Here is a 17771-nt window from a genome sequence, read left to right as displayed (position 1 = left end):
CACCCCTCCGAGGAATACGCAAATAGTAACTGGCAAAATCAATTTTACCAGTTATAATTTCGACATGACCTTTTCCTGGACTCCACATCGCTTTTCCGGTGGCGCGCTTGCGCTCGATGTCGCCAATAGCGTGATCCTGCGCCATGACGACGAGCGGCGCATCGACAGGTTCGACGCAGCGGGACAGATGGACAGCTTCCCTCAAGCAGCCGTCAATTTCTGTGCTGAACGAGCGCTCTTCGGCGACATTCTGCCGGTGCAGCGGGACAACAGGACGGACTTTATATCCCTGCGCGAAACCATCGATCGCTATTTTCGAGCGCGCGTTCTCGGTGGGGATGCAAACGTGCTGCTTTCGGATCTTCTGGCCGCGCTGGCAAAGGTCTTGAAGCAGGCTTCGGCCGATGGGCTCGATGCTGCGACTGTTCATTCCACCTTGCGCCTCATCGCCATGCCCGATCCGGAGCGGATGAAAATATGCGGGAACTGCGGCTGGCTCTTCATCGACCGCAGCAAGAACAAGAGCCGCGCCTGGTGCGACATGGCGGTGTGCGGCAACCGCGCCAAGGCAAGCCGGCACTACCGGCGCAAGAAGGAGGGGGCCGTGTCATGACGCTGCGAAGAAGGGTGCTGATCACGATGGGTGCCGGAATCATCGCCGCGCTTGCGCTCAGCGGTTGCCAAAGGAAAGACGATGAAGGCCCAACCCAGCTCAGCGGTCGCCTTTTCGTCTTCAATTATCGGGTGGCAAGCGCAAGCTATATGATCACGCTGAAGAAAATCGCGCCGATCCCGGATGGCACGACTGCCGTTGCCGAATTTGAAAATCCGGCCGGCGGCGATCCCCTTATCGTCAACGAGAAGATCTATTCATTCTGGGACAAGATCACGTTGGAAAGCCCGGACCTGCGTTGCGTGCGCAAGGACCGACCCTATTCCGTGTCGATCAAGCTGGTGGATGCCAGCAACAAGACGATCCAGACGCTGAAGACCCAGGTGAAATCCGACCTCGATCAAACGGTGCTACCGACGAAACCCCTCGTCGTCGGTCCCGCCTACACGGCCAATCCGGATGTCTTCAAAACCGACGGCAGCGCCGATTACGGGCATGACACCGCCTGCCCCACATGAAAAAAGCCGGGATGCGAGATCCCGGCTTCCTGAGTCATTTCAAATCGTTCAGCGCTTCCGCTGAGAGGCCGATTCAGCCGACGATTTCGGTTTCTGCAAACCAGTAAGCGATTTCGATAGCAGCGGTTTCCGGAGCGTCCGAACCGTGAACCGAGTTTTCACCGATCGACAGAGCGAAGGACTTGCGGATCGTGCCTTCGTCAGCGTTTGCCGGGTTGGTCGCGCCCATGATTTCGCGGTTCTTCAGGATGGCGTTTTCGCCTTCCAGGACCTGAACGATGGTCGGGCCGGAGGTCATGCCTTCAACGAGTTCGCCAAAGAACGGACGTTCCTTGTGAACAGCGTAGAAGCCTTCGGCTTCGCGCTTGCTCATCCAGACGCGCTTGGAGGCGATGACGCGCAGGCCGTTGTCTTCAAAAACCTTGGTGATGGCGCCGGTCAGGTTGCGCTTCGTCGCATCCGGCTTGATCATCGAGAAAGTACGTTCAATCGCCATGGGTCCGTTCCTTGTAATCAGAGAAAAGTGGGCGGTGTTTACCTGCCTCAAAGCCCGAAAACAAGGGGGATCGCCCAATTTCACGCCGCTGTCACAGTGCGGGCGCCCGATTGGTAGACCGGCAAGTAACAACGCGACGGTTGAGAGGCCCGGCTGGCTCCTGCATGATCACGACCGCAGAGGAGACAATATGCTCACACATTTCAAGATGCTTGCCGACTACAATCGCTGGGCAAATATTCAGGTTTACGATGCGGCCGCGCAGCTGAGCGATGCCGAATTCCGGGAAGATCGTGGCGCTTTCTTCGGCTCGCTGCACGGGACGCTGAACCACCTGCTGGTGGCGGACCGGCTCTGGATGCATCGCTTCGACGGCAGCGGCGAGCCACCCGCAGCGCTCGGCGTCGTCCTGCATGAGGAGCTCGCAGAGCTTCGGGCATCACGCGAGACGCAGGATCGGCAGATCACGGATTGGATCGACACGCTCAGTGAAGCAGCGCTCGACGCCGATGTCACCTACAGTTCGGTCCTGCGCCCGGGCGCGATCACCCACCCTCTCCATCTGGCGATCGCACACATGTTCAACCACCACACCCATCATCGCGGCCAATGTCATATGATCCTGACATCCATGGGCAAGCCGTCGCTTGTTCTGGATCTTTTGCATTTCCTGCGCGGCGATGGGATGCGTTGGATGTAAGCATCGGGCGAGCGCTTTGCTCGCCGCCTCGCCCAAGCGTTGAGCATCTGCCTCATTTTATTGCGTTGCCGCAAACATAGGGTATTTTGTTCATGTTCCCTTAATCTGCGAGCCGGCACTATGATGAAATATATCAGCAGACGGTCATGAGCAGGCATGAAGGACTCGCACAAAAGCGTTTCGACATATACGGTCGATGAGGACGAGACGGAGGAAACCGAACTCGAAATCATCGGCCGCTTCATGACGCGGCTGAAGGTGAAAAGCCTGCCGCGCAATTACCAGCTTTTCTATGAGGCCCTTTACGGCCAGGATCGCGGGATTGCCGAAGAGATCGAAGCACTTGGACGCCAGCCTTCTCAAAGCGGCCTCGACGAAATCGGCCTGAAGCACCGTCTGGTCAGCCATTGCGGCTTGGTGGCGCGTAAATCCGAAAGTGATGCAGCCGAAATGCTACGCGAGGTCGCAGATCAGCTCGCCAAGGGACTGATGAAAAAGCAGCGCGTCGCCCGCGAAATGGACACGGCGGCGGATGCCAATCCCGCCCTCGACAGCCTCAACGCCTCGCTCAGCAACCTGATGCTCTATGAAACGGAGCTGACCGAGCGCCTCCGCAACTGCGCCAACCTCCCCAAATCCTTGCAAAACACGGGCGCCTAAGCACCCTCACGCTCTTGCCTTCGGCGCCGAGTTCGGCCAAAACCGCGCCATGATTTCGATTTCCGATCTTTCCGCCCGCATTGCCGGCCGCCTCCTCATCGACCATGCCAACGTGACGCTTCCGGCGGGCACGAAAGCAGGCCTCGTCGGCAAGAACGGCGCCGGCAAATCCACACTGTTCAGGATCATCACAGGTGATTTTGCTGCCGAGAGCGGTTCAGTCTCCATCCCGCGCAATGCCCGCATCGGCCAGGTTGCGCAGGAAGCGCCGGGAACCGAAGAACCTTTGATCGACATCGTGCTTTCCGCCGACAAGGAGCGCTCCGCCCTGCTCAAGGAAGCGGAAAGCGCCACCGATCCGCATCGCATCGCCGATATTCAGACACGCCTTGCCGATATCGGCGCGCATTCGGCCGAAGCGCGTGCCGCAAGCATTCTCGCCGGCCTCGGCTTCGATCACGAGGCGCAGAAGCGCCCCGCCTCGTCTTTCTCCGGCGGCTGGCGCATGCGCGTGGCTCTTGCGGCTGTACTGTTTTCCGAGCCGGATCTGCTGTTGCTCGACGAGCCGACCAACTATCTCGACCTTGAAGGCACGCTCTGGCTGGAGGATTATATCCGCCGCTATCCGCACACGGTCATCATCATCTCGCACGATCGTGACCTCCTGAACACGGCGGTCAATTCCATCGTGCATCTCGACCAAAAGAAGCTCACCTTCTATCGCGGCTCCTATGACCAGTTCGAACGGCAGAAGGCTGAAGCCGACGAGCTGCAGATGAAGGCGAAAGCGAAGAACGACGCGGCGCGCAAGCACCTGCAAAGCTTCATCGACCGCTTCAAGGCCAAGGCTTCGAAGGCACGACAGGCGCAGTCCCGCATCAAAGCACTGGAGCGCATGGGCACGGTCGCTGCCGTTATCGAAGACCATGTGATGGGCTTCAGCTTTCCGGAGCCGGAAAAGCAACCCGCCTCCCCCATCATTGCCGTCAGCGGCGGCGCCGTCGGCTACGAACCCGGCAAGCCGATCCTGAAGCGTCTCAATCTGCGCATCGATGCCGACGATCGCATCGCGTTGCTTGGCTCGAACGGCAACGGCAAATCAACCTTCGCTAAATTCATTTCCAGCCGGCTTGACGCCGAAAGCGGCGATGTCAGGCTCGCGCCGAACCTGAAGATCGGCTTCTTCGCGCAGCATCAGCTGGACGACCTGATCCCGAACCAGACGGCGGTCGAACATGTGCGCCGACGCATGCCCGAAACGCCGGAGGCCAAGGTGCGCGCCCGCGTCGCGCAGATGGGATTGGCGACGGAGAAAATGGACACACAGGTGAAGGACCTTTCCGGCGGCGAGAAGGCTCGCTTGCTCATGGGTCTTGCCGCCTTCGACGCTCCGAACCTTCTGATCCTCGACGAACCGACGAACCATCTCGACATCGACAGCCGTAACGCGCTGATCCAGGCGTTGAACGACTATTCCGGCGCGGTAATCCTGATCTCGCACGACCGCCATCTGATCGAAGCCACCGTCGACCGGCTGTGGCTGGTCCGCGATGGTACGGTGACGGCGTTCGACGGCGATCTCGAGGAGTATCGCAATCTCGTCGTCGCCAGCCCGAAGTCGAAAGACGACAAGGCCAAGACCGGCATAAGCGACGATTCCGTTTCCAAGGCGGATCAACGCAAGCTCAACGCCGATCGACGCGCTTCGCTGGCCCCGCTCAAGAAGAAGATCAACGAAATCGAATCCTTGACCGGCAAGCTTGAGAAACTGATTCAGGCACTTGATGCGGAGCTTGCGGATCCGACGCTCTATGAGAAGGCACCGGCAAAGGCTGCGGAAAAGGCCAAACAGCGCTCGGATGCGGCCGAAAAGCTTGCCGCGGCCGAAGAACAATGGCTGGAGCTTTCTTCAGAATATGAAAGCGCCATGGCCGGCTAAGATCTTACCGGTGCTTAACAAATGAGAACCCGATCCTAACCGTTCATTAACCATAACTGCAGAAAATGCGCTCAACTTTCATAGACATATTGTTGAGCGATTCTCATGAACTACCGCGCTTTACTGGCTGGCCTTGCCATGACCCTGGCTCTGGGAGGCTGTGCGACCAAGCCGAATGCCGATGCGTCGCTCAAAACCGGCTATGCAGCCGAAGAGCCGCGTCACAAGCCCCTGAAGGCCAACGATCCCATCGAGATGGAGCCGAAGAAATGGCTCGTCGCCGATCTGGACTCCAAGGAGCTGGAAGACACAAGCGGGCCGCACAATCTCGCCGGCCGTACTCTTGAAGTCTCCTCGCTCAAGGATATCCGCCTCGCGGACAGAGAGGTCATCCTGACCTTCGACGATGGCCCGGCTCCCGGCAAGACCGAGCGCATTCTCGCCACGCTCGACAGGTTCGGCGTCAAGGCCGCCTTCATGATGGTCGGCGAAATGGCGCAGGCTCACCCGGCAACGGCACGCGAGGTTCTCGCGCATGGCGATGCGATCGGCAGCCACACCTTCCGCCATCCCGATCTCGACAAGATGACCTTCGATGCGGCAATGACCGAGATTGCCCGTGGCAAGGATGCCGTCACCAAGGCGATCGGTACCGACGTGCCGTTCTTCCGCTTCCCCTATCTCGCCGATTCCAAGCGTTTGCGCACGGCGATCGCCGCACGCGACATGATCGTCATGGACGTGGATATCGACAGCAAGGATTATTTCACCTCGACGCCTGCTTCCGTGGTGGATCGCACCATGAAGCAGCTGCACCAGCGTGGCCGCGGCATCGTCCTGATGCACGATATCCACCAGCGCACGGTGCGAATGCTGCCGGTTCTCCTGAGCCGTCTGGAGAAAGAGGGCTACAAGGTCGTCACCCTGAAATACAGGCATGCGCCCGCGCCGGCGACCAATATGGTGGCCCAGGCAGACACCAAGATGGTCCGCTGAAACCGTCGATCTCGAACCTGCAAGCCTCTCGCGCCCCGGAAGCACGGTTGCTTCCGGGGCTTTATTTTGATTTGGTGCATGCAAATCATATCATCAATCAGCGGTTTGGGTTTCCATGCATCTCCATCTTGAACGTGACGACGATCCGATCACTCTGAAATTCGTCGCCGATAAGGATGCCGAATCCGAACGATTGCTCACGACGCCGGAATTCGAGGCGGATCGCGATGCCATCAAGGCGATGATCGAGCGTGAGGATCGGCTGATTGCGCCCAGCCGGCGCGGCAATTGGTTGTTCGATTTCCACCGTAGCGCCGATCACCCGCTTGGCCGCTGGTATCGGTTGCCAGCCGATCTGGCGCCGCTGCCGGACGCTCCGTGGGAACCGATCTTCGATCTCGATGCCTTCAGTGCGTCGGACAACAAGTCGTGGCTTTGGCGTGGCGCCATTACCTGTCCGTGGGAGCCGACGCGCGTTCTTTTGTGCCTGTCCGACGGCGGTTCCGATCCGATGCGTCTTCTGGAGTTTGATTGCGAGACGAAAAACATCGTCGAAGGCGGGTTCGACACCCCGCCGGTGCGCTGTCACGCAACGTGGCTCAGCCGCGACGAGATCGCCTATTTCGGCTCGATCGACCGAGAATCCGCAACGCGCTCCGGCTGGCCGCGCGTCGGCCGGCGGCTGAGGCGCGGCGATGCTCCAGCCGATGCGCCGGTTCTCTATGCCGCTGACGACAGCGACATCTACGGTTCCTGCTCGATCTTCGACCCCGTACTCGCCGGCCTTTCCATCGAAACCGATGTCAGGCCGGTCCGCATCTTCGTCGCCGGCCACGAAATCGGCAATTGCAGCCTCTTTATCGAAGAGCCGGACTGCTCGCTGCGGCGGATCGATCTACCGAAGGATATCGACTTCGGCTTCAATCATTCTCATCTTGCATGGCTTGCCAAGACCGATGAACGAATCCCCGCCGGCAGCCTGGCGCTGCAGCCTTTGCCGCATGAACCCCAGGGTGTCGCAACCGCGCGCATTCTGTTTTCGCCCGGCGAACGACAATCCGTCTCGCAGTTCCAGGTGATGCGCGAATGGTGCGCCTTCATCGTCTCGGACAATATGCAACCGCGCCTTTTCGTTGTGGACCTGACAAAGCAGGATGCCGAGATCCAGGAAATCTCCCTGCCCGCAGACGTCCAGACCGTATCTTTCCGGCCACTTCATTCGGACCTGCATCTAGGCGACGACACGCTGCAGATCTTCGGCTCGGGCTTCCTGCAGACACCGTCATACTATCATCTGAACCTGAGCAATCGGAACGAGCCGCTCGAACTCAAGCTTGTCGCGAGTTCGCCGAGCTATTTCGACAATGAAGGCATGACTTCCGTCCTGCTGGAAGCGACTTCCGAAGACGGTACGAGGGTGCCCTATCATATCGCCCTGCCGAAAGACTGGACCAAAGGTGAGCTGCCGGTTCTCGTCTACGGCTATGGCGGCTTCGACGTTTCGCTTGCGCCCTATTATTCCGGTGTCATCGGCCGTTGGCTCTCGCAAGGCAACGCCTATGTGATGGCCTATATTCGCGGCGGCGGCGAGTTCGGGCCGAATTGGCATCGCACCGCCAAGGGGCACGGAAGGCATAAGGCTTTCGCGGATTTTGCCGCTGTGGCCCGGGATCTCGTCATTCGCGGCTATACCAAACCATCCCGTATCGCCGGTAATGGCGGCAGTAACGGAGGGTTGCTCACCGGTGTCATGGCCACCCGCTACCCGCATGATTTCGGCGCGATCTGGTGCCAGGTGCCTGTCTTGGACATGACGCGCTTCCACAATTTCCCCGCAGGAAGAGCCTGGATCGACGAATACGGCGACCCCGACAATCCGGCCGACCTCGACTATCTCAAGTCATATTCGCCGCTTCACAACGTCAAGCCGGCGTCCGAAATCGACTATCCGCCGATCTATATCGAAAGCTCGAGCAATGACGACCGGGTCCATCCCTCGCATGCACGACGTTTCGCCGCGCAGCTTGAGACTCTCGGTCATCATCCGCTTTTCCACGAATTCACCTCAGGCGGCCATGGCGGCGATGGAGCGTCGCTGCAACTCGCTATACGCACGGCACTCGGCTACAGCTTTTTGCGGGAAACGATCGTCAAGCAGAAGCTTGGCTGATCGGCGCTTCGGAGCGCTCTTGCCCGCGAGCGGCTTTCTGTTAAAGATCGCGTCAATAATCATACTAATCGAGAGACACCCATGTCCCCCATCAAGCTCGCTATCGTCGGCGTCGGCAAGATCGTCCGTGATCAGCATCTCCCATCGATCGCGAACAACGCGGATTTCGAACTCATCGCCACCGCGAGCCGCCATGGTACGGTCGAAGGCATTCCATCGTTTACGACGATCGAAGCCATGCTGGAGGCAGTGCCGTCGATCGACGCCGTCTCGCTCTGCATGCCGCCACAATATCGCTATGAGGCCGCCTACAAGGCGCTTATCGCCGGCAAGCATGTCTTCCTGGAGAAGCCGCCGGGTGCGACGCTCAGCGAAGTCGCGGACCTAGAGAACCTCGCGAAATCCAAGGGTGTCTCGCTGTTTGCAAGCTGGCATTCACGCTATGCACCGGCTGTCGAAGCGGCAAAGACCTTTCTCGCCGGGACCACGATCCGGAGCGCGCACGTCATCTGGAAGGAAGATGTGCGCCATTGGCATCCAAATCAGGAATGGATCTGGCAGGCCGGCGGCCTTGGCGTATTCGATCCCGGCATCAACGCCCTTTCGATCGTCACCCACATTCTGCCTGCGCTCTTCTTGACGGGCGCCACGCTGGAGTTTCCGGAAAACCGGGATTCGCCGATCGCAGCCGACCTACATTTCAAGAGCGGTGCCGGTCTTCCCGTCCATGCCGAATTCGACTGGCGCCAGACGGGCAAGCAGAGCTGGGATATCGTCGCCGACACGGATGCCGGCCAGATGGTTCTCGCAGAAGGCGGCTCCAAGCTCTCCGTCAATGGCGAGCTGACGTTCTCCGCGCCCGAGGCCGAATATCCTTCGCTTTACCGTCGCTTTGCCGAAATCGTCAAAGCCGGGACATCCGACGTCGACGTTTCGCCGCTGCGGCATGTGGCGGATGCTTTCATGCTCGGCAAACGCAAATTCGTCGAAGCATTTTACGATTGATTGGCCTTGCCCGATACAGACAACGCGCCCCGCGACGTGCTAGCGTGGCGCATTATCTTCATCGGGGAGTTGCCGATGGCAGCGGAAAATGAACAACCCTTCGGTCTCGGCGTCGGCAATAAATCCGTCCGGCTCTCCGAACCAAATCAACGATGGCACGAAGCCTATCTGCTGGAAGAAGCCGCCATTCGCGGCGCTCTTGGCGATCTTGCCGTCGATATCCAGCACTTTGGCAGCACATCCATCCCGGAGATCAAAGCCAAGCCCATCATCGACATCGCCGTCGGGGTTCGGCGCTTCGAGGATGGGCTGGCCTGCGTCGAGCCGATGGCTTCCATCGGCTACGACTATGCCGGCAGCAATATCGTGCCGGACGATCACATTTTCGGCCGCGGCATTCCGGGGGAAACCCGGACGCATCTCGTGCATGTGGTCGAGCATGGAGGCCCCACCTGGCGCCATTTCCTTCTTTTCCGCGATCGCATGCGCAATCGTCCTGACCTCGCCCATGCCTATGAGGCGCTGAAGGTCGAACTTGCCACCAAATATGCGAATGATCGCGCAGCCTACACAGCCGCGAAAAAGGACTTCATCCAGAAGATCCTGGCGGAAAGCGAATAGCGCCGGCTTCAAGGGCTGCGCGCAAGCGGCCTTTGGCAATTCGGCTTCCTATAGAAACCCTCAATCGCTCAGTCTTTTCGCGCTAGGCCTTCTTCTCCCAGCGACCGTCCTGCGTCTGCTGCCAGTAGGTGAGGTTATGCCCCTCGCCTTTCAGTCGCTTCCATTGGGCGCGCGCACTTTCCAGCTGTTCCTGGTCGTAGCCGTCGAACATCAGCACGACACGCTGATAAGAACCGACATCCGCAACCTCGGCCCCATCGACAAAAAAGCGGACGGTCGCATTGTTCACGTTGTCGGCCGTGACGGTGAGCAAGACGGGCTGCCGTTCCGCCATATCGCCTTCATCCGTGCCGTGCGGCAGGAAGCTGTCTTCGCGATACGTCCAGAGATGGGTGTCGAGAAGATCCCGCCGTACCGGCTCGCGCATCTGTACAGCGACCTGCCAGCCGCGCTCAACGCTTTTGTCGAGCAACGGCGGCAGGGCATCTTCCAGTTTCGATTCGGTCAGGTGATAGAAGAGAACCTCGGTCATGCCGTCTTTTCTATCTTACAAAATCTGCTCGGTCACGATTCGTAGTTGGCGCGAACCAACTCGTCGAGCAGCCGCACGCCGAAGCCGGATCCCCACGACTGATTGATCTCGTCCTGAACCGATCCCATGGCCGTGCCGGCAATATCCAAGTGCGCCCACGGCGTCTCTCCGACGAAGCGCTTGAGAAACTGCGCCGCGGTGATCGAACCGGCATAGCGGCCGCCGGTGTTCTTCATATCGGCGAACTTGCTGTCGATCATCTTGTCGTATTCCTTGCCGAGCGGCATGCGCCACAGGCGCTCATCGGTCACGAGACCTGCCGAAGTCAGTTCGTTCGCCAACTTGTCATCGTTGCAGAACAGACCCGCCTGGAGATTGCCGAGGGCAACCAGGATTGCGCCGGTCAAGGTCGCGAGGTTGATCATGAACTGTGGCTTGAAACGGTCGTTGGTGTACCAGAGCGCATCGCAGAGAACGAGGCGACCTTCGGCGTCCGTGTTGATGATCTCGATCGTCTGGCCCGACATTGACGTGACGATATCGCCGGGACGCTGCGCATTGCCGTCGGGCATATTCTCGACCAGACCGATGACGCCGATGGCGTTGACCTTGGCGCCGCGCGCGGCAAGCGTATGCATCAGACCTGTGACGGCGGCTGCGCCGCCCATATCACCCTTCATATCCTCCATACCGGCCGCCGGCTTGATGGAAATGCCGCCCGTGTCGAACACGACACCCTTGCCGATGAACGCGACCGGCTTCTCCTTCGCCTTGCCGCCCTTCCAATGCATGATGACAAGACGTGGCGGGCGAGCCGAACCCTGGGCTACACCGAGCAACGCGCCCATGCCATGACGGCGCATCTCACGCTCGGTCAGGATTTCGATCTCGACACCAAGCTTTTCCAACTCTTTGGCCTTGGCGGCGAACTCGACCGGGCCAAGCACATTCGGCGGTTCATTGACGAGATCGCGTGCCAGGATCACACCACCGGCAATCGCCTCGGATGCTGCAAACAGCTTTTTGGCGGCTGCGGCATCCTGCGTGACGATGGTGACTTTCACGGCCTTGCGGGCGGCGGCCTTCTCGTCGTCATCGCCCTTCTTCGTTTTGTATGTATCGAAACTGTAGGCGCGCAACAGCATGCCCAGAGCGAAATCCGCAGCCTCTTTGGCCCCCACTTCGATGCCGGGCGCGTCGAGGAAGATGGCGACCTTTTCGACATTGCGGATTTTTGCGGCTGCGGTGCCGCCAAGCTTCAACCAGTCATGCGCTTGCAAATCGCGAGCCTTGCCAGCGCCGACGACGATGATGCGATCGACGGGGGCAGCTTCCGGGGCGATGATATCCAGACTGCTCAGCGCCTTGCCCTTGAAACCGGAGACAGGCGCGGCCTTGGCGAAAATGTTTGCCGGATCGGCAGTCTCTGCGCCCGCGGGCAACTCGCCTTCCGTGCCTTTCAGAAGGATGGCCAGACCACCATTGAGGCGGGCTGACTTGGCGAAGGAAATCTCGAATTTCACAGACATTTCGGCTCCGATGAACATGCGATGGTAGAAGACTTATTCAACAGCCATCATTCAAGGTTTGCCTAGGGAATACAACCCTTTGGCAAAGCCATTCCCCGAAGAAGCAGGCCGGCGGCTTCAAATCCCTGTCATTTAGCGCTGGTAAACTGGAGGCATCGTCGATTTTGCCATCCCAGCATGGCGCCAATTATTTTAGCGGACGCTGCCTTGATCATAGACTTCAACAGTTTGAACCGCGAGGATCGCTTTCCCGAAGTCCTGCGCCCTCGAACTGCCGGCGATGCCTTCATTGCCCTGTTCTGTCTCTGGTGGGCGTTGCTGGGTCTGTTTTCGCTCTTTCCACAGATCGACATTGCCGTCGCCAACATGTTCTTCTTGCCGAAGCAGTGTCTTTCTCTCGTGAAGCCCGACCGGATCTGCGGCATTTTCCCCTATAGCGGCGATTCGCGGATGCAGATGCTGCGCGAGGTGTTTTACCAGCTTCCTTATATAACGGCCATCGCGCTTTGCTGGATGCTGTTTCAGTGCTGGCAACAGCATGGCGCCACGTTCAACACTCTTCGGGCAAAAAACCTCAAGATCGCGCTAGGCTCGCTGCTGATCGGTCCGATTCTGATCGTCAATCTCTGGCTCAAAGCCTTTTCAGGCCGCCCTCGCCCGAGGCAAACCGATCTGTTCGGCGGGACGCTCGATTTCGTGCATGCGGGATCCTTCGTCGGCAAATGTGTCAGCAACTGCTCTTTCATTTCCGGTGAAGCTGCCGGCGCGGGCTGGCTGTTCTGCCTGATCTTCATTATCCCGCAGCCGATGCGCTCAGCGGTCGCCCTGCCGATTGCGGCGGTTTCCCTGCTGATCCCGGCGCTTCGCGTGGCTTTCGGTGGACATTACCTCTCCGACGCCGTCCTTGGCTGGCTATCCTCGCTTGTCATATTCGCCGCGCTGCTGGCATTATCCCAAACGACACACAACAGAAGAATCTCAGAAAATTAACGATTTTTTTGCGAGTTGGTTGTCGCCAAAAAAACGCAAACAGCGTAGAGGAGGATGAATCTCAGTCGGCTTGCCCGGCGGGCGTTTGCGTTTTAAGGGCGGGCATGAAGTTATTCGAAACATATATCGTACGGCGTGTCGGTATGATGTTCCTGGTGGCGTTGCTGCCAGTGCTTGCTATTATCTGGACGACCCAGGTTCTGCAGCGCATCAACCTCGTGACGGATAGCGGCCAGTCCATCGGGTCTTTCGCAAAGCTCGCAACGCTTATCCTGCCAACGATTATCCCGATCGTTTTACCATTCGCCCTTGTGATCGGCATCACGCAGACGCTGACGGCCATGAACAGCGATTCCGAGTTGACGGTCATGGAAGCGGCCGGCGCCCGGCGTAGCATCATCATCCGCCCGATCATGATTCTCGCGATCGCGATCAGCGTGTTCTCCTTCTTCGTTGACAATGTGGTCGAACCGCGGGCACGCGTTGCTGCGCGACAGATGGTGGCCGAAGCCTACGCTGACCTTCTCTCCACGGTGATTGAGGAGAAGAATTTCCGTCGTATCGATGACGGTCTTTATGTCCAGATCAGCCAGCGGCTGTCTGGGCGTATTCTCAAGGGTCTGTTTGTCGTCGATTCGCGCGATCCGGCGTTCGATCTCATCTATTATGCCAAGGAAGGCGCCGTCGATCCGAGCGGCTCCTCCCTGCTGATGAAGGACGGCGAAGTTCACCGCAAGACCGCCGATGGCAACGTCTCTGTCATCAAGTTCGATTCCTATTCATTCGACCTCTCCGACATGACGCAGAATCGCGGACAGGCTACCCTGCGCGCCAGCGACCGAAGCCTCAGCTTCCTGCTCAATCCGGATCCGAACGATGCCGACTACAAGGCAAAGCCCAGCGGCTACCGGACGGAATTGCATCGCCGCCTGAATGACTGGGCACTGCCTGCGATCTTCGCGCTGATATCCCTTGTGATCGCGGGCGATGCGCGCTCGCACCGCGAGGCGCGGCTGCACCCCATGGTATCTGCGCTGACACTGGCTTTTGCGCTGAGGTGGGCAGATTTCTATGCGACCAACCAGATCGAAAACTCACCACATTTCATTTATGTGCTCTACGGCCTCAACATAGCGGCGACGCTTGTGGCGATCGCCCTGCTGATGCGAAATCGCAAGATGTCCATGCCGGTTTCGATCCGCAATGCGCTTAGCGGCTGGCGTCAGAAGGTCCAGGAGCGCTTGCCTGCCGCACCTGGCAGCTCCGATGGGAGTGGCGCATGATTTTCAGCACGCTGGGGCGCTATTTCTTTACGCGTTATATCGTGACGACGTTCTGGTTCTTCCTGGGCGTTATCTCCATCGTTTATCTCGTCGACTTCAGCGAGACCGCAGGCCGGCTTTCCGGGTTGCCCGGATACACTGTCCCGGTCGGGCTTTTGATGACCGCCGTCAGGCTGCCGTTCATTCTGCAGCAGACCGTGCCGTTCATCGCCCTCTTCGTTGGCATGACCGTGCTGATCGCACTCAACCGACGCCGCGAACTGGTGATTGCGCGTGCTGCCGGCATTTCCGTCTGGCAGTTCATGACACCTTTCGTGGTGGGAGCCTTCTGCGTCGGTCTATTGACGATGCTCGCGCTCAATCCGGTCGCGGCCTGGGGGCAGAGGCTTGCCGAGACGATGGAAGCCGACCTGCGCGGCGACCCGTCCTATCACAATACACTTTCTGTTCCGTGGCTGCGTCAGTCGAGCGGAAAAGACGATACCATCATCGGTGCCAAAGCCATTTTGAACAACGGCACCACGCTGATGGGAGTCGTGTTTATCCACTTCGATTCACAGGGGAATATCGTTCTCCGACAGGACGCTCAGTCGGCTAAATTGGAAGATGGTTACTGGCTTCTTAACAACGTTGTCGAACGTCGACCGGGTGAAATTCCCGATCATAAAGCTTCGATACAGGTCCGTACCAATCTGAAGCAGGATTTCGTCTCACAGCGTCTCGCACAGCCGGAAACCATTGCTTTTTATGATCTTCCTAATCGAATTAAGGTCGCGCATTCCTTCGGAATCTCGACCAACGCACTCGAAACACAGCTCAACTCGCTGGCGTCGCAGCCCTTCCTTCTGGTGGCAATGACTCTGATCGCCGCAACTGTGTCCTTAAAATTCAGTAGATTCAACCAATCGCGCTCCGTGATTCTGGGTGGAATCCTCTCCGGCTTCGTGCTTTATGTTGTCACCGTGCTTGTAAAGGCATTCGGGAGCAGCGGAGTGGTTCCTCCCTTCGTGGCGACATGGATACCCGTGATCGTCGCATTAGCATTCGGGGCAACGATCCTGCTTCATCAGGAGGACGGCTAAGTGGCGGCAGCCAACCGCAAGAGTATTAAGAAGTTTGTGGGTGCCCTTGTTACGGGCACGGCCGCATGCGCGTATATGATGAGCCCGGTCGCAGTTTATGCCCAGGCCACCGACAACAATGGCGGCGCTGGTGCTGTGACCTCTCCCATCAAGGTCAACGTGCCGGACGGCTCCAAGCTCGTCCTTTCATCAAACGAACTGATCTATAATAAGGACACGCAGATCGTCACCGCCAGCGGTGCCGTTCAGATCAACTATGGCGGCTATAGAATGGTCGCCCAAAGAGTTGAATATAATCAGAAATCCGGACGCATGACTGCCCTCGGCAATGTCGAGCTGATCAGCCCGGACGGCAATCGCATGTACGGTGACAAAATGGATGTCACCGACAGTTTCTCAGACGGTTTCGTCAATTCTCTGCGTATCGAAATGCCAGACAACACCCGTCTCGCCGCCGAAAAGGGCGAGCGCGTGGGCGGCACGCAGATGATTCTGACTAAGGGCGTCTACACGGCCTGTATGTCCTGTTCCGAAGCCGGCCGCGCGCCGCTGTGGCAGGTGAAGGCGCAGCGCGTCGTTCAGAACGGCGTTACGCATACGGTGCGCCTTGAACATGCTCGCTTCGAACTGTTCGGGCAGCCGATCGCTTATGTTCCGTGGATCACGGTTCCCGATAATACGGTCAAGCGCAAGTCGGGCTTTCTGTTCCCATCGGTCACCGTTTCGCAGCGCCTCGGCGTCGGCGTCAAGGTTCCCTATTATTACGTGATCTCGCCCAGCATGGACGCGACGGTCACGGCGACCGGCTACACCGGCCAGGGCCTCTTGCTCGAAGGCGAATTCCGCCAGCGCTTCGAAAACGGCACGCATACTCTGCGTGTTGCCGGTATCAGCCAGATGGATCCTGAGGCCTTTACCGCAGGAACCAGCGATGCCGAGCATAAGACGCGCGGCATGATTTCGTCGAAGGCCGATTTCAAGATCAATCCCCGCTGGACGTTCGGCTGGGATGTGATGGCGCAGAGCGATAATAATTTCTCGCGCACCTATGGTTTGGATGGTGTCGACCAAAGCACCCGCACCAATCAGGCTTATTTGACTGGGATCGGAAAGCGCAATTATTTCGATATGCGCGCTTACTACTTCAACGAACAGAACGCCGATGATAACAGCCTTGCAGAAAAGCAGCAGGCGGTCGTCTATCCGAGTATCGACTATCACTATGTCGATCCGAAGTCGGTTTACGGTGGTGAGCTATCCGCAACGATGAACTTCACGCATCTATCGCGTGACAAGGCGTCGACGCTGGATAATTTCTACAATCTTGGCGATTCAAGCTTAAACGATCGCTTTCTGGGACTTTCCGGCAGCTACACGCGGTTGAGCACCGAGCTGCAGTGGCAACGCAGCTTCACAACCGATCAGGGCTTGGTATTGACACCGCTGGCAGCTGCCCGTGGTGATATATACGGCCTGAATATGGATTCGCCGGTTGGCGACTATTCAGGAAACTACGATAACAGCGACCTTGCCACTCGCGGCATGGTTACGGGGGGTCTCGAAGCCAAGTACCCGTTCCTGATCACGACGAGCAACAGCACGCATGTGTTCGAGCCGATCGCGCAGATTTATGTGCGTCCCGACGAACAGCTTGGCGGTCGCTTGCCGAACGAGGACGCACAAAGCTTCGTCTTCGACGCGACAAACCTGTTTGATCGCGACAAGTTCTCCGGCTTTGACCGCGTTGAAGGCGGCACGCGCGCCAACCTTGGCTGGCGTTACACGGCCAGCTTCGACAGCGGCTACAAGTTCCAGCATATCTTTGGTCAGTCCTATCAGCTTGCTGGGCGAAACTCGTTCGCCACGGCCGATCTGGCGGGTGTAGGCGCAGATTCCGGACTTGAGACCACCCGATCCGACTACGTGACGATGTTCGGTCTCACGACCCCACAGGGTATCTCGTTGGCAACCTCCTATCGCTTCGATGAGAAGGACTTTGCCTTCCGTCGCGGCGATACGTCGGTTGGATTCTCGAATGACATATTCCAGACATCCTTGATCTACACGCACATTGCGGCTCAGCCGCAGTATGGCTTTACAAGCGACCAGGACGAAATTCAGTCCCGCGCGCAGATCAAATTCAAGGAATATTGGTCTGTCTTCGGAACGGTCAGCTACGATATCAACAACGACCAATTCACCCGTCAGGGTGTTGGCTTGTCGTATGAAGACGAATGCACGATCTTGAGCATTTCGTTCCTGAACAAGAAAGACTCGACCAACCAGGCTGCAAGCGATTGGTCTATTGGTGCCCGCCTGACCTTCCGTACGCTTGGCGACGTCAATCTCGGCAGTGTTCAGGACGCAACGTTCTGATATTTCAAGAAACAGCAAGAAGCCGGCTTCACAGCCGGCTTTATTGTTTTATGGGTGGATTACCACTCTCTTTGCGTCATTGTTTCGCCGCAAGGATTTTGCAATCAATCGCGCTTGTTGTAGACATGTGGCGCGAAGTTGCCTTATTGCGTCTACGGTGTGCCGATACGGCTCATAGTGATCGAAAGACCTTGGGAAGGGGTAGTTGATGTTTTCTGGAAAGACACCGATGCGCGCTCTGTTTTTTGGAGCTGCAGCCCT

At 58.2% G+C, this 17771-nt stretch carries 16 protein-coding genes; 13 read left to right on the top strand and 3 right to left on the bottom strand.

The genetic code is table 11. The features are described 5' to 3' along the window. Nucleotides 1-64: 64 nt before the first annotated feature. On the top strand, nucleotides 65-613 hold the full coding sequence (locus tag HGP17_RS01925) for a CGNR zinc finger domain-containing protein (RefSeq protein WP_168805440.1): 549 nt from the start codon (nucleotides 65-67) through the stop codon (nucleotides 611-613). Continuing rightward, a complete protein-coding gene (locus HGP17_RS01920; protein WP_168805438.1) occupies nucleotides 610-1131 on the top strand; it encodes a hypothetical protein in 522 nt (173 codons plus the stop codon). The genes HGP17_RS01925 and HGP17_RS01920 overlap by 4 nt, the downstream gene beginning before the upstream one ends. A gap of 73 nt (nucleotides 1132-1204) precedes the next feature. Here the strand turns inward: HGP17_RS01920 and ndk are convergent, their stop codons facing one another. Beyond that, nucleotides 1205-1627 carry a nucleoside-diphosphate kinase gene (ndk, locus tag HGP17_RS01915; protein WP_168805436.1) on the bottom strand — a complete coding sequence of 141 codons (423 nt, stop codon included), beginning with the start codon at nucleotides 1625-1627 and terminating at the stop codon, nucleotides 1205-1207. Nucleotides 1628-1817: 190 nt separating this feature from the next. Between ndk and HGP17_RS01910 the strand changes: the two genes are divergently transcribed. The 7 genes from HGP17_RS01910 (at nucleotide 1818) to HGP17_RS01880 (ending at nucleotide 9718) form a co-directional block, all read left to right on the top strand. Next, a complete protein-coding gene (locus HGP17_RS01910; protein ID WP_168805434.1) occupies nucleotides 1818-2327 on the top strand; it encodes a DinB family protein in 510 nt (169 codons plus the stop codon). A gap of 156 nt (nucleotides 2328-2483) precedes the next feature. Beyond that, nucleotides 2484-2987, top strand: a complete 504-nt coding sequence (locus HGP17_RS01905; RefSeq protein ID WP_168805432.1) for a hypothetical protein — start codon at nucleotides 2484-2486, stop codon at nucleotides 2985-2987. Between the two features lie 49 nt (nucleotides 2988-3036). After that, the gene (locus HGP17_RS01900; RefSeq protein WP_168805430.1) at nucleotides 3037-4926 is read left to right on the top strand and encodes an ABC-F family ATP-binding cassette domain-containing protein; all 1890 of its coding nucleotides are present in this window, start codon (nucleotides 3037-3039) and stop codon (nucleotides 4924-4926) included. Between the two features lie 105 nt (nucleotides 4927-5031). Then, nucleotides 5032-5922, top strand: a complete 891-nt coding sequence (locus HGP17_RS01895; protein ID WP_168805428.1) for a polysaccharide deacetylase family protein — start codon at nucleotides 5032-5034, stop codon at nucleotides 5920-5922. Nucleotides 5923-6037: 115 nt separating this feature from the next. After that, nucleotides 6038-8092, top strand: coding sequence for a prolyl oligopeptidase family serine peptidase (locus HGP17_RS01890; RefSeq protein WP_168805426.1), 2055 nt, complete (start codon nucleotides 6038-6040; stop codon nucleotides 8090-8092). A gap of 81 nt (nucleotides 8093-8173) precedes the next feature. Then, a complete protein-coding gene (locus HGP17_RS01885) occupies nucleotides 8174-9097 on the top strand; it encodes a Gfo/Idh/MocA family oxidoreductase (RefSeq protein WP_168805424.1) in 924 nt (307 codons plus the stop codon). Between the two features lie 75 nt (nucleotides 9098-9172). Continuing rightward, the gene (locus tag HGP17_RS01880; RefSeq protein WP_168805423.1) at nucleotides 9173-9718 is read left to right on the top strand and encodes a GrpB family protein; all 546 of its coding nucleotides are present in this window, start codon (nucleotides 9173-9175) and stop codon (nucleotides 9716-9718) included. A gap of 82 nt (nucleotides 9719-9800) precedes the next feature. On the opposite strand, the gene HGP17_RS01875 is transcribed toward HGP17_RS01880, so the two are convergent. Together HGP17_RS01875 and HGP17_RS01870 are read right to left on the bottom strand one after the other, a co-directional pair. Beyond that, a complete protein-coding gene (locus HGP17_RS01875; RefSeq protein WP_168805422.1) occupies nucleotides 9801-10250 on the bottom strand; it encodes a DNA polymerase III subunit chi in 450 nt (149 codons plus the stop codon). Between the two features lie 32 nt (nucleotides 10251-10282). Beyond that, complete coding sequence (locus HGP17_RS01870; protein WP_168805421.1) at nucleotides 10283-11779, bottom strand: leucyl aminopeptidase; 1497 nt, start codon at nucleotides 11777-11779, stop codon at nucleotides 10283-10285. Nucleotides 11780-11986: 207 nt separating this feature from the next. On the opposite strand from HGP17_RS01870, the gene HGP17_RS01865 reads away from it, so the two are divergent. From HGP17_RS01865 to HGP17_RS01850, 4 genes are all read left to right on the top strand, one after another. Next, nucleotides 11987-12769: a phosphatase PAP2 family protein gene (locus HGP17_RS01865; protein ID WP_246703943.1), complete on the top strand. Its 783-nt coding sequence runs from the start codon at nucleotides 11987-11989 to the stop codon at nucleotides 12767-12769. Between the two features lie 104 nt (nucleotides 12770-12873). Then, nucleotides 12874-14052 (top strand): LptF/LptG family permease, encoded by a 1179-nt coding sequence (locus HGP17_RS01860; protein WP_168805419.1) that lies wholly within the window; start codon nucleotides 12874-12876, stop codon nucleotides 14050-14052. Then, the gene (lptG, locus tag HGP17_RS01855; protein ID WP_168805418.1) at nucleotides 14049-15134 is read left to right on the top strand and encodes an LPS export ABC transporter permease LptG; all 1086 of its coding nucleotides are present in this window, start codon (nucleotides 14049-14051) and stop codon (nucleotides 15132-15134) included. The genes HGP17_RS01860 and lptG overlap by 4 nt, the downstream gene beginning before the upstream one ends. Next, entirely contained in the window at nucleotides 15135-17510 is a 2376-nt protein-coding gene (locus HGP17_RS01850) for an LPS-assembly protein LptD (protein WP_168805417.1), read from the top strand. Nucleotides 17511-17771 lie beyond the last annotated feature (261 nt).

The sequence above is a fragment of the Rhizobium sp. P38BS-XIX genome (genome assembly GCF_012641435.1).
Lineage (GTDB): Bacteria > Pseudomonadota > Alphaproteobacteria > Rhizobiales > Rhizobiaceae > Rhizobium.
This window is presented reverse-complemented; position numbering and strand designations above follow the sequence as displayed.